This window comes from Nostoc sp. (assembly GCF_036917535.1).
Lineage (GTDB): Bacteria > Cyanobacteriota > Cyanobacteriia > Cyanobacteriales > Nostocaceae > Nostoc.
Genome location: NZ_JBALDA010000054.1, coordinates 37,650 through 50,380, shown reverse-complemented (window position 1 = coordinate 50,380; position 12,731 = coordinate 37,650). Strand labels below are relative to the sequence as shown.

General features: G+C 45.6%; 11 protein-coding genes and 3 pseudogenes. 5 read left to right on the top strand and 9 right to left on the bottom strand.

Annotated elements, in window-relative coordinates; all coding sequences use genetic code 11:
* Positions 1-121 precede the first annotated feature (121 nt).
* The 4 genes and pseudogenes from V7K56_RS18175 to V7K56_RS18160 form a co-directional block, all read right to left on the bottom strand.
* On the bottom strand, positions 122-544 hold the full coding sequence (locus V7K56_RS18175) for a DUF4267 domain-containing protein (protein ID WP_334912262.1): 423 nt from the start codon (positions 542-544) through the stop codon (positions 122-124).
* A gap of 125 nt (positions 545-669) precedes the next feature.
* Positions 670-1,101, bottom strand: a complete 432-nt coding sequence (locus V7K56_RS18170) for a hypothetical protein (protein WP_334912261.1) — start codon at positions 1,099-1,101, stop codon at positions 670-672.
* 101 nt (positions 1,102-1,202) lie between these two features.
* Positions 1,203-1,520 carry a hypothetical protein gene (locus tag V7K56_RS18165; protein ID WP_334912260.1) on the bottom strand — a complete coding sequence of 106 codons (318 nt, stop codon included), beginning with the start codon at positions 1,518-1,520 and terminating at the stop codon, positions 1,203-1,205.
* 69 nt (positions 1,521-1,589) lie between these two features.
* Positions 1,590-1,918 (bottom strand): annotated as a pseudogene (locus tag V7K56_RS18160) (DUF4267 domain-containing protein).
* A gap of 160 nt (positions 1,919-2,078) precedes the next feature.
* Here V7K56_RS18160 and V7K56_RS18155 point away from each other — a divergent pair.
* The 4 genes and pseudogenes from V7K56_RS18155 to V7K56_RS18140 all read left to right on the top strand — a co-directional run.
* Positions 2,079-2,687 carry a TetR/AcrR family transcriptional regulator gene (locus V7K56_RS18155; RefSeq protein ID WP_334912259.1) on the top strand — a complete coding sequence of 203 codons (609 nt, stop codon included), beginning with the start codon at positions 2,079-2,081 and terminating at the stop codon, positions 2,685-2,687.
* Between the two features lie 212 nt (positions 2,688-2,899).
* A pseudogene (locus V7K56_RS18150) lies at positions 2,900-3,088 on the top strand (transposase); the annotation flags it as partial.
* Positions 3,089-3,333: 245 nt separating this feature from the next.
* Positions 3,334-3,774: a DUF6640 family protein gene (locus V7K56_RS18145; protein ID WP_334912258.1), complete on the top strand. Its 441-nt coding sequence runs from the start codon at positions 3,334-3,336 to the stop codon at positions 3,772-3,774.
* 58 nt (positions 3,775-3,832) lie between these two features.
* A pseudogene (locus tag V7K56_RS18140) lies at positions 3,833-4,156 on the top strand (transposase); the annotation flags it as partial.
* Between the two features lie 46 nt (positions 4,157-4,202).
* On the opposite strand, the gene V7K56_RS18135 reads toward V7K56_RS18140, so the two are convergent.
* The 3 genes from V7K56_RS18135 to folK form a co-directional block, all read right to left on the bottom strand.
* On the bottom strand, positions 4,203-4,379 hold the full coding sequence (locus tag V7K56_RS18135) for a hypothetical protein (protein ID WP_334912257.1): 177 nt from the start codon (positions 4,377-4,379) through the stop codon (positions 4,203-4,205).
* Between the two features lie 7 nt (positions 4,380-4,386).
* Entirely contained in the window at positions 4,387-4,935 is a 549-nt protein-coding gene (locus V7K56_RS18130; RefSeq protein WP_334912256.1) for an NUDIX hydrolase, read from the bottom strand.
* Between the two features lie 69 nt (positions 4,936-5,004).
* Complete coding sequence (gene folK / locus V7K56_RS18125; RefSeq protein WP_334912255.1) at positions 5,005-5,520, bottom strand: 2-amino-4-hydroxy-6-hydroxymethyldihydropteridine diphosphokinase; 516 nt, start codon at positions 5,518-5,520, stop codon at positions 5,005-5,007.
* A gap of 372 nt (positions 5,521-5,892) precedes the next feature.
* Between folK and V7K56_RS18120 the strand changes: the two genes are divergently transcribed.
* Positions 5,893-8,172, top strand: coding sequence for a transglycosylase domain-containing protein (locus V7K56_RS18120; RefSeq protein WP_334912254.1), 2,280 nt, complete (start codon positions 5,893-5,895; stop codon positions 8,170-8,172).
* 202 nt (positions 8,173-8,374) lie between these two features.
* On the opposite strand, the gene V7K56_RS18115 is transcribed toward V7K56_RS18120, so the two are convergent.
* Positions 8,375-9,751, bottom strand: coding sequence for an MATE family efflux transporter (locus V7K56_RS18115; RefSeq protein ID WP_334912253.1), 1,377 nt, complete (start codon positions 9,749-9,751; stop codon positions 8,375-8,377).
* A 211-nt stretch (positions 9,752-9,962) separates the two neighbouring features.
* A complete protein-coding gene (locus V7K56_RS18110) occupies positions 9,963-12,158 on the bottom strand; it encodes a transglycosylase SLT domain-containing protein (RefSeq protein ID WP_334912252.1) in 2,196 nt (731 codons plus the stop codon).
* Positions 12,159-12,731: the final 573 nt, after the last annotated feature.

The window sequence follows — 12,731 nt, the reverse complement described above, 5'->3', positions numbered from 1 at the left end:
CCTCAACAGTCGGTCTTGCTTCAGCGCACCTTCAATATTCAGCATCATCCTTCCCTACCACTGCTGTCTATTCTCTCTTATTTCCCGACAAGTCTTTTCTTTACGAATCAGCTCTAAAGTCTCAATTTCTTTTGAGTAGAACACTAGCTAAAACAATCAAGTACAAAGCCGTGCCACCGTGAATCATCAGTGCAGTAATGTTACTCATTCCAGTGTTGATATACACATTTAACAAGTCACCTAACGGAATGAGCGCCACTACGAAGAGAAAGGCAGACAATACCTGACGAGTCACTTTTATCCAAAGAAAGACAATCACAAACAAACCGGATACGATGTCGCGCGTTCCCTTTGCCCAGAGATAGGCATAAGTATCTGTGCTATCAACGGGTACACCGAAACCTGCTGCTCCAACCAACGGTGCAATAATAAACCGGGCACCAATAAAGATGATGCCAACGGCAGGCAAAACCACCAGCCAAAATAGCAGGGAGTTCATCGGTAAATCATTAGCATTGGTTGACAAATCATTCCGTTGAGTCATCGTTATCCTCCACAAATCATTTGAATTGATAACCGTAAAATTGAGCATCGCTGCATATTTTCTTAATGGACAGCTGCAACTGACGCCAAGCGCGTTTCCTGTTACTTATCCAGATCATGGATCCCTCAGCAGACCGCGACGTATGTGAACAGGATGGATGCGACGGCGAGAGCGACTATACGCACGCGATGTCTTCTGTCCCAGGTACGATGTATTCCTTGCCATCCAGCAGCACCTTTGACCACACGATTATTTAGTGGCACCAGGAAGAGGATCGTGGCGAGCACAGTAAGAAACCAGATCACACTGGCCGTGAGCAGGATCACAAACCCTGGCGTGTGCCGATAAAGCCAGGTCTCAACCCCGAGTAGCAGGAGATCAGCCGTGTACCACACCGGCATCACCTTACCAAGCACGGCAGCGTAATGGCCCAGCATTCTCGCTTGCGGCTCGGGGTCAAGACGCCATGCGCTAGGGTTTACGAACGCGGAAACAGAAAACTCGGATCCCACTAGCAGAAGCAAGCTGAACACAGCGGCCACATTGAACAAGTGCATGAACAACTCCTTTGATGGCTTTGGACGAACGCTAAGTTGAGAGAGGCCGGGAAGTCAGCTTTTAGCATGGTTGTGCGGCCGGATCTTTACAGGAAGCGATTTTAGGTCAGAGGTGACCCATCTCCCGGGATGAGGAGAAGAGTGTCAACGCCTTCTATCTGTGCCACATCGAATCCGCTCATGTCTTGCTTGAACGCATCGGTTTGCATGTACTCACGTGTGACGACCTCAGGATCGGCTTGCTCGCCGAAGCTTATGAGCGCAACTACGTTCCGCCGCGCCGAGGGAGCCGAGAAGAAGGCATGCGTCTCCACACCGAAGAGCTCAAGGCTTTTGACATGTAGTACCCAATGAGGCAGGTAAGCGGTAGCGGCCTCTTCTGTTCGGAGACGATAGGTTCTGAGCTGAAACTTTCGCATGGGATTCTCCTTGTTGCTCTGTTTGTGGTGAGGTCTTGATACCCGTTCTCTTGCTATTGGGGCATCTGCTTAGAAGGCATGGATCAGCAAGAGGCCAGCGAAAAGCATCACTAAGCAGGTCATGCCATGAACGGAAAACGCCGTAGCTTTACGCCCGCCTGACGCCAGAACGTTGGACATGTCGCCAAGCGGGATGACGGCAAGGGCTAGGAGGGCAATGCCCACCGTCTTGCTGTTCGTGGTCAGCATCAGGGTCAGCACGGCCAATCCAGAGACCACATCCTGACCCCTTTCGTGCGAAGCCAGGCGCTAGTGTTCGCATCGGCAGCAGGCGGCTCGAGGCCAAACGAATCTACGACCCGCTCCGGAGCTGCAATGTAAAAGCAACCGATCACCATGATCGTGACAGAAACGAGGACGGCCAGAGAAAGCGGAATAGCGGCATGCATGATTTATTTCCTCTTTAGAAATACTAGCAACGCTATTATAAATACAAATGAGGTGACTTAGGACTCCGCAGCGTAAAATAATTCCTAGCGGCGCTATGATTACTTTGGTATGACGACCCAGCGAATTGAGGAACGAAAGGCGCGGGACAGGCAGGCTCGCCGGGCACAGATCATCCGTGCGGCTCGACAGGTCGCGGAATCCGAAGGATGGCCCAACGTTACCATGCGGCGGCTATCGGACGAGATCTCCTACAGCCAACCCGTCTTGTACTCCCACTTTGAGAACCGCGAGGGCATTGTCGCCGCAGTCGCCATTGAGGGTTTCCAGGAGCTGGGCTTGGCTTTGGAGAAGGCGCGGCAACGGGGAAAGCGCAGAAACCCAGTCGAGGCGGTGGCGAGCGGCTACCTGGAGTTTGCCACCGCTTCACCCGCTCTATACGAAGCGATGTTTTCGCTTAGCCTGAGCGTGCCTTTCGGAGATCCCGCCACTCCTCCCGAGTTGAGATTCGCGTTCTCCCAAATCCTGGAGCTCTTTCCTGAGCAGAGCACGAAGTCCGAAACCCTGTCGGAATTGTTCTGGGCGAGCCTTCATGGCATAGTCGAGTTGACAAGAACCAAGCGATTTCCGCCTAAACGACAGAAAGAACGCTTGCGGGCGCTTGTGGAAGTCTTCAGTTTTGCAATCGACAAGATGGCGCAGGTGGAGAAATCGCAATGACAGTGCTCTTGGCGTTGCATAATGGGATAATGATTAAGGCGGGATAGGAACAACTCCCGTACGCAGATAATGTACAAGCATTAGTCACAAATTAAAAGTGAGCAAATTTTGTCAATACGTCTTTGAGTAGAAATAAATCTGTATAAGAATGATAATCGTGCCGTAGAGAAGGGCGAGTGACGCTGGCCTCTTCTCCACCCTTGAGGCTATGGAGCGTAGTTACTCGCTCTGAGCAACAGAAAGGTTTTGTTGTGCTACCTAAACTAGGAAAAGTTGAAAGAACTTTTGGTTGGTTCAACTGGTGTCGCAGACTAAGCAAGGAGTATGAGATTTTACCTGAAACAACAGAAGCTTTTATTTATATAGCGATGATTCGTTTAATGTTAAAGCAACTTGCGTGATTTTAATTACTAATGCAAAACTTCTCAGACATCCTCTGAGCGCTCTATAATAAAATATATAAAAGGTGGACGTGCAAAAGTCACAGCCCGGTTGGTAGTCCGGGTAGCGTGTTTTACGTTCGTACGGGCATCCTCCCTCTAGCGGGATTGGTCTTCCAGTACGTCCTTTCCAAGCCCAGAAAGCCGTTATTTTCAATAGCGGTCAGACTTTGTGGGATCTTATTAGATAGGGAAAGGACACGCTGATGGAAAATGAAATACTCATGAAAGTTGCGGAATTGATTGTCGCGGCAGTCGCCGTATTCAATGGCGGCGGTTACATCGCCGATGCTGTCATACCGTGGAGCGCAAAACAGCATATCTATAACCCGATGTGGCCGCCGCACGCTAAGTTCCATAACGGCCAAGGGATACTAATGGGCGTCGGCCTTGGGCTGCTATCACTGGTGATCTTGTTTGCGTTCCGACCGCTTACGTTACCCCTGTTCACTCTCGCGACAGCTATAGCAGGGTTGTACTTCGTCAGTATGCTTCTCGCACCGTTGTTCCCTGGTACAGCATGGGTTGATCCCGAATTCAAAAGCGAAATGCCGATGCCTCTCGGCTTGCATCCGCAAAAGCTGGTGAGCCTAGTTGTTTGCTCGCTGCTCCTCGTTGCCCTCGTTATAGCTTACACAGTGCACTAGAGGTCAAAATGGAAAAATTCACTATGAAGGAATTACAGAAAGTTTCAGAATCTATGAGGAGGTGGGATTTGATGGTGGCAAACTCATCAAGGGATGGAAACGGTTTTTGACTGTGGATACTTTGGGGTTAGTCTTGCGGGTATTCGTTACTGCTGCCAGTGTCGGGGAACGGGAAGGAGGTAAACAGGTACTCAAACGGGTCAAACGTATGGGTGAAAGGGCGTCCCGTTCAACGACGATCTGGGTTGATGGTGGCTTTGACGGTGCGCTCTTCATGATGTGGGTCATAGACTTTTGCCGTTGGATTGTTCAAGTGGTGCTGCGGCCAGAACAAACCAAGGGCTTCGTGTTGCTCAAAAAACGTTGGGTAGTAGAGCATACCTGAATTTTTCTTTCAAGCACCTTCTCAAATCCCTTTGACAACTGCTTCACAACCTTAACTTGTGACCAATGGTATAGCTGCCAGGATTGAGTCGAAAACGCGGATGTTCATCGTATCGACTCAAATCGTTGTTAGTGATCGTTTCGTCTGCATATTCAAAGCCTGCACCGTAGGCATCTGCGTAGGCGTAGCCCGCCGTAGGCATCGCTAACTCTAGCAGCATAAGGGTGTTAACCTAAAAACGGACGCGCCAGAAAAAAGCTAGAAACTGATTTAGCATCTACCGCCTCTCCCTCCAGAATAGCTTTTTCTAATTCTTCAGGAGTCATAAACACAGTTTCGATATCCTCGTCTTCATCTTGTAGTAGTGGTGTCTCCAGCTTTTCTAAATCTCGTGCCAGAAAAGCATAGATAATTTCATCAGAATAGCCAGGAGCTAGGAAAAATTCGCCTAACTTTTCCCATTTTTGGGCACTATAGCCAGTTTCTTCAGCAATTTCACGCTGTATAGTTTCTAAAGGATCTTCACTTCCTTCCACTGTCCCCGCCGGAAATTCTAATATCCTTCCTTGAATTGCAAAACGGTACTGGCGCACCAGTATAAGTTTACCTTCTGCTGTCACTGGTACAGCTAGGGCACCGCCAGGGTGACGAATACATTCCCATTCTCCTTCCGAGTTATTCGGCAAACGCAAGCGATTAACTTCAAAATCAAACTTGCGTCCTTTATGAAACAGGCGTTGTCTCAGCAGTTGTGGTAATTCTCTACCTAATGGCATAGTTAAATCTGATTATCTCGTGAATACAGAGGCAAAATCAGTGTTCTTCTGCTTTTAAGGATGGTAATTTTAATTGTCCATCCATAAATGTACATCAGAACAGTCTACCCCTTTGAGCAGCTCTTTAATCACACACCCGGAAACTGGTTCTATCCAATCTGGGGCAATTTCTGCCAGTGGGACTAACACAAAGGCCCGATCCCGAATTCGTGGATGGGGAATCTGGAGATTTGGTGTATCCAAAATAATGTCATCATATAATAACAAATCTAAATCTAGGGTTCGTGGTCCCCAGCGTTCCTGACGCACGCGCCCAAATTGTTGTTCAATTCCTAACAAAATTTCTAATAACTGCTGGGGAAGTATTTCTACCTGTAATGTGACGCAGCCGTTGAGGTAATCTGGCTGTGGTGGCCCGACAGCTTTGGTTTGATACCAATGGGATCTGGCTTCTAAAACAATACCTGGCGTTTGGGCTAAAGTCTCTATAGCTGCTGATAAAATAGCCTGGGAATCGCCGATATTACTACCAAGAGCAACGGCGCTTCGTCTTAGCTCTGCTTCGTCGTAACTCGGTGTAGACATTATACTTTCCTGAAATAAGCCGTTTTCGGGCTGTCTTTGCGGATACTTGTCAATAGCTTTTATATTCCCAGTATTTATCAAAATTAAAGCTTTTTTACAAAACTAAATTAACCAAATTTAAAAAACATTGTTTGACAGTGAATTTAGTTAATTATTTATAGGATATTATACTAAACACAATGGTAATTAGATAACCCCAAAGTTGATTGATGGTGGTTATACAGTTACTACTTTGAGCGAGGAACTGACGTGGGGAAGCTTATCTCCTGGTTCAAGCGAAGACCAACTAATTTGAGTGACTCTGGACAAGGAGGAACGAATGAGAGCTTACCACCAGCACATCTGGCGTAAAAGAGGCAGTTACTGAGCAAAATGAAAATTTTACCATCTAGGATGAGGACCAATCGGGCAACTGGCAAAAAACCACTCTATCGTCGCTTATGGTTTTGGGCAGGTCTAGGTATTGGTGGTGGGATAGTTGCTTCGATCTACGGCATCAGTTTAATAGATCGGACTTTGCCAGATAAGTCCGAGTTGAATGCTGTGTTTCGAGAGCAAACACTGACCATTAAAGCTGCTGATGGCACCATATTACAACAACAAGGTGAAGCGACCAGAGAACAGCTAAAGCTAGAACAAATACCAGATACTTTAAAAAAAGCTTTCATCGCCTCAGAAGATAGAAGATTTAGGCAACACAACGGAGTCGATCCGCAAGGGATTGTCAGAGCGGGTTTGAATAATTTGCGATCGCAAAACGTGGTAGAAGGTGGTAGCACCATCACCCAACAGCTAACGCGGATTCTGTTTTTGAAACAAGAGCAGACAATCTGGCGCAAACTCAAGGAAGTCCGCCTAGCTCAAAAAATGGAGCAAGAATTAACCAAAGATCAGATTTTAGAGCGTTACCTGAATCTGGTTTATTTGGGAGGTGGAGCTTACGGTGTAGCAGATGCAGCCTGGGTATACTTTAGTAAGTCGCCAGATCAACTTTCTCTCGCCCAAATGGCAACGATTGCTGGATTAGCTCCTGCTCCTAGCTTATACGCCCCAGACAAAAATCCGGAAGCGGCAAAACGGCGGCGGGACTTAGTATTATTACGGATGCAAGAAGATGGAGTAATTACACCAGAGCAAAGACAGGCAGCAGTTCAGGAGCCATTAGCACTCAAAAGCAGTCCACCCAAGCGAGTCCAAGTAGAATCACCCTATTTTACCAGCTACATCCAAAAAGAATTGCCCAAGTATGTTTCTGCTAATGTGCTCAAAAGTGGGGGTCTAGTAGTAGAAACCACGCTCAACCCAAGTTGGCAAAAGGTGGCAGAAGAGGCAGTTGCGAAAACGTTGCGAAATCAAGGACGCTGGGAAAACTTTAAGCAAGCCGCAATGGTGGCCATAGACCCCCGCAGTGGTGAAATTAAGGCAATGGTCGGGGGAAAAGACTTTGGTAAAAATCAGTTTAATCGAGTTACCCAGGCACAACGGCAGCCAGGATCGACATTTAAAGGGTTTGTATATGCTACTGCGATCGCTACTGGTAAAAGCCCTTACGATAGCTACGAAGATGCGCCCTTTGTCGTAGACGGCTATGAACCAAAAAACTATAGTGAAAACTTCCACGGTTCAATGAACATCCGAGATGCCCTCACCCGCTCTGTTAATATTGTTGCGGTCAAGGTGTTAATTGATGTAGGATTTACCCCAACGATTAAACTTGCCCATGATATGGGGATAACATCTGAACTCAAACCCACCTACTCTTTAGCACTCGGCTCAAATGAAGTCAATCTGCTAGAGTTGACTAGCGCTTATGGCAGTTTTGCTACTCAAGGATTGCACGCAGAACCTCATGGTATTACTCGCATCCTCAACCGCCAAGGCAAAGTCATCTGGTCAGCTAATTTCAAGTCAAAACGGGCCCTCGACGCTGACAGTGCCGCCATCATGACTTGGATGCTACGCAACGTGGTCGAAGCGGGAACTGGTGGTGCTGCCCAATTAGATAATAGACCAGTTGCAGGCAAAACCGGCACCTCCGACGAAGCCCGCGATTTATGGTTTATTGGCTACATTCCTCAGATGGTGACAGGGGTCTGGTTAGGTAACGATGACAACCACCCTACTGATGGCAGTAGTAGTAGTGCCGCTTACACCTGGCACGAATTTATGGAAAAAGCGGTAGAGGGAATGCCCATAGAAAAGTTTCCCAAACGACCTAAGTTAGAAGGTCGCAAAGGCACTATCAAAGCCCAGTCCATCAAGCCCAAACAAGTGCTGAATCGTTCTATTGCCTCTGATGATGATGATGACTCAGAAGGGGAAAGAGCGAGAAATTCTAATTCTGAGGAGAGTGGTTCATCTAGAAGACGTAGAAGAAGCAGGAGCTATTCTCAAGAAGAACAGCAAGCAAGCGATTATACCCCAAGACGGAGAAGGCGCGATCGCAGCGAATCAAGTTCTAGTAACTCCTCCTCAAAATCATCTACCTCAGAATCATCTACTCCACGGCGACGAGCTAGAAGAGTAGAATCTGATTCTCCCCCACCTCGAAGAACTCGGCGAGAGCTGCCTCCCGCAAATAGTTCCGGTTCTTCAGGTTCTTCATCGTCACAACCATCTTGGCGGGATAGACTTAGACCTTCTCAACAGTAATGAAGTAATGAGAAGTGGGCATTGTTGATACTATGCACGACCACTATTTCAGGTACTCATTTATGCTTTATTTTGCGATCACTGTGTACAAACCTACACCTGTCAAGACAGGGGCAGAAAAGACAAGAGGACGGGACAAGGAAACATGAATATGAGTGAGAACTTGCAATAAGTCTTTCCCCTTGCCCCTCTACCTCTTTAGTCAACCAGACTCAATCTCAGAAGTCAAAAGATAAAAACGCCCAGTTAAAATCACTGCACCCATAAGTAGCCCTAGTACTAAACCTAACCATAAACCTATAGCACCCCAGCCGAAAGTGAATGCCATCAGATAGCCACCACCTAGACCTACTCCCCAGTAAGCGAACATAGTAATGAACACTGGCATTTTGGTGTCTTTCAACCCGATTAAAGCACCAGCAGCAATAGTCTGAATAGAATAAAATATTTGAACTATTGCCCCCGCAGCGAGGAAGGAAGTTGCCGTTTTAACTATCTCGATATTATCTAGATTACTGGTGTCTAAATACATTGCCACAATATAGTTGGGAAACAGCCAAAAAATTAGTGCCACAATGCTTACAAAGGGAGTAACAAGCGCAATGCAGATTAATCCCGCTCTGCTTGCACCCTTAAGATCATCTTGTCCCCTTAACTGTCCTACTCTCATCGTGACGGCATAGGAAATACCTATAGACACTGTTTCAACAAAACTTTCTGTCTCGACGGTAATTTCATGTGCTGCTAATGTCTCTGTTCCAAACCACCCCATCAGTAAAGCAGTAACAGTGAATACTCCAATTTCTGCTCCATACTGCAACCCCAAAAACCACCCAGTTTGGAAGATATCTAAAAACATATCTTTATCAAACTGATGCAAAGCACAATCAAGCTGATAGTCTTGAAAGTAGTTATCAAAACAAATCCAACTGGCAGCAGCGATAAAATTCAGCCAAAGAATGAGTGCACTTCCCCAACCGATACCAGCTAAACCAAGGGCTGGTAAACCAAATTTACCGAACATTAACACGTAATTAGCAACCGCATTTAATAATAGTCCAGCTACCGTAATTACTGTTAAGAATTGGGGGCGATTTAGGGCAGAGCTAACTTCTTTTAAGATACAAAAACCAAGTGCAGCCGGAAAACCCCAAACAATAGACTGTAAATATGTTTGAGCTAATAATACATTGCTTTCTTCTTGACCAGTTAGCAGTAGGATATAGTCAAAGTGCCAAATGATAAACATTATAGGTAAGCACATCGTCACAGCTAACCAAATTCCTTGACCGGTAGCACGGCTAACTTGATCTATTTTTCCCGCACCAAAAGCATTGGCTACACTCACACCCGCAGCTGAAAGAACAGAACGACAAACGGAAGCTAGTGTAGAAAAGGTAACAGCACCTAAAGCACCCGCAGCTAAAGCTTGGCTGTTAAGCAAGCCCATCATTACGCCATCCAATAAAGGAATGCCCGCTTCTAATATTTGAGTAATTACCAGAGGAACTGCCAATTGCAGGCAGGCTTGGACTTCTAATATCAGTTCTGACTGAAATTCTCTTGAAGTTAACTCCATTGGGGCGCTAAAAAGCAATGCTGCATACATTAAGATATATTAACGCTACAGGTGCAATCAACTCAAGCTATTTGCGATCGCTTCCCATTCAAATATGTAAAACGAGGAGAATTCAGGAGTGCTAGGTACTGGTAGAAAGTTATTAATCTTCCCCTGCTCCCCCTACTTCCCCTGCTTCCCCTCCCCTTTTTTCTACCCTAAAATAGCAAAATCACTGGCTCGGTAGTTTTGGGTGTGTAGTCGAGTACTTTGTTACGATACCAGAAATTTCAGGGTTGTAAAGCCTTAGATAATTCCAGTAATTGCCAAATACTTGCCGCACATAGTTTTTAGTTTCATCAAAGGGAATTTCTTCAACAAACTCATCTGGATCTTTTGTAGTTAGAGTTTGCAACCATTTGGAGACATTATTAGGGCCAGCATTGTAACTAGCGATCGCCAGCAAGGAGTTATTGTTATATTGATCGTGGGTATGACCCAAATACCATGTACCCAGCATGATGTTATCATTGGGGTTTTCTAAGTTGATTGTTTTGAAATCCACCTTGATTTGTGGGGCGATCCATTTAGCCGTACTCGGCAACAGTTGCATTAAACCAATAGCATTAGCAACAGATTTGATTTTTGGTTCAAACCGTGACTCTTGACGCATCAAAGCAGTTACTAGCAAAGGATTAAGTTTACGGTCAATAGACCACTTTTCAATCTCTCGCAGATAAGGAAATGGATAACGCGCTTGCCAGTAGGTGATTTGTTTACTTAAAGTCTGATATTGGGCAAGTTCGGCTGGTATTTCCCGGTCTTCCAATTTAGAAATTTCATCAATTCCGATGAGATTGTCTCCCCTAGCCTGCCGCATTAACCCTTCAGTAAATTGCTCTGCTACCGTTGGCTGAATTTTGTTCTGAAATTCTGTTTGCCATTGTAACCAGGCATCACGGTCTTGACCTAGTAGATACAATTCTTTGAAAGTTTCAGAACCAGCAGGCGGTAATGGACGCTGGGGTGCGATTACTTCCGGGTTCATGACGCGCACGTTGTCAAAATTGCCGACATTTAGCCCTAACATTGTTGCGGCTCGCCATGCATAGTAAGAGTAGGGAAACTGGCTAATCACATACTCATAAGCAGTTTTAGATTCTTGCTGTTTCCCCAGTAAAGCTGCCCATTTACCTACCCAAAAGCCTGCTCTTGGAGCCAAAATACTATTGGGGTTATTAGTGACGATTGGTTCTGCCCATTGCCAAGCACCGACGTAATCTTTGGCTTCGGCTTTATCTTGGGCGGTTTTCCAACGGTACTCTGCTGCTTCGTCAGAGTTGCCGTATTTACCTATGAGTAATTGCCACGCCGCGCTAGCTGACTTTTGATCCTTAAGAGTTTGGAGAGTTTTGGCTTTTTGTGCCAGTGCAGTAGCAGCTTGTTTGGGAAATTTACTAATTACCTGCTCAAGATACGGTAAGCCGTCTTTAGGTGTTTTTGCAGTTTCTGCTAACCGCAGTAGTGCCGTTCCAGTTTCCTCACTATTGGGAAATTGCTGCACTAATTGTTGATAGGTGGCGATCGCTTTTTCTTTGTCTTTGCCTCCCACCTGTAAGCCTCGTGCAGTCCGGTAGAGGTTGCGCGATGTTTTGGGTGCTTTGGCATAAGCATTCGCCGCTTTGGGAAATTGACTATTTTCCCAATAGTCTGTACCAATGAGTTCCCAGTCTTCGGGTTTGAGATTAGGCTCTTTTACTAACTGATCCAAAACGCCCACTATACCCGGTTGATCGTAGGCATACTTAGCCAAAATCAACTGTAATTGTGGCTGATTGGGATTTTCTTGCAAGCGTTTGCGGATAATTTCCCAAGTTAAAGGATGAGAAGGAAATTGAGCGATCGCAGTTTCTTGTTGCTTTGGTTGAGCAATTAGATATAGCGCTTTGACTGCGGCCGATTCTTTGGGATAGAGTTTCAGCACTTTTTGCCTGAGATCCGAAGCTTTGCCGTCCTCGCCCAACATATCCTCTGCTTGGGCTTGTTTGAGCAAAATGTAGGGCGCGAGGATGGGATAGTCTTTCTCCAGTCCTTGGAGTAAAACCAGAGCTTTTTGCCCTTGGGTTCTTTCAATGTAATCACTCGCCAAAAGATAACGAGCGCGATTCCGATCTGGCGAGCGCGATTCTTGAGCGATCGTTGCTAGTTTTGCTGCCCGTTCTGACAATGATTGCGATATCAACCCAAAGACAGCTGATTGAGCAACACTACCGTCCGATTTTTGCTCTGCTTGATTCTGACTCAGTTTGAGCCATTTTCCCAGAGACCTACCAATCTCAGGTGCTGATACCATTGCCCCAGTTAAAAAGGCAAACAGTGCTGCACCCGCAATTATCGAAATTTGTTTTTTCTGTAGTTTCTTCAGCATGAATACCCGCTGAATAGTTTCGGTGAATTTCTTGAAACTTTAACACTCCTAACCATCAGTGTTACCAATTTTTAATTTTAGATTTTTTATTTTATGTAGAAAAATACTAATTTTCAATCCTTCAGTTGGTAATATTGAGTGTTTAGCACATATTAGATACTATTACATCTATCTTGGGTATATCTTAAAGATGGCAGGAGGTAGTTCGTTGGGGATTCGACTCTTACTAATTTGATAGATACCACTGAACTTTCGTACCCTGCGGGAAACTGACACAACAGTACAACCCACATTCCGTACCCTAGCTGTCACAAAAGGGTTTTTATTGAATATTTTCTCTACCATGAGAATAAAACAATACTTTACTTGCTCGTATAGTCATATTATTTACCTACCCTAAATCAGCCCGAAACATTTCTAGTTTTGTTGTATATTAGCAGACTGTCCTGATCTATAAACAGTGAACAGCAATTAACTGATATATAACTGATAACTACTTGTTGCTTGTTTTAGTAGTTTCCTGAAAAACATGGGCACTGAAGAACTTTACTCTTGTCCTTGTTGTGGTTACAA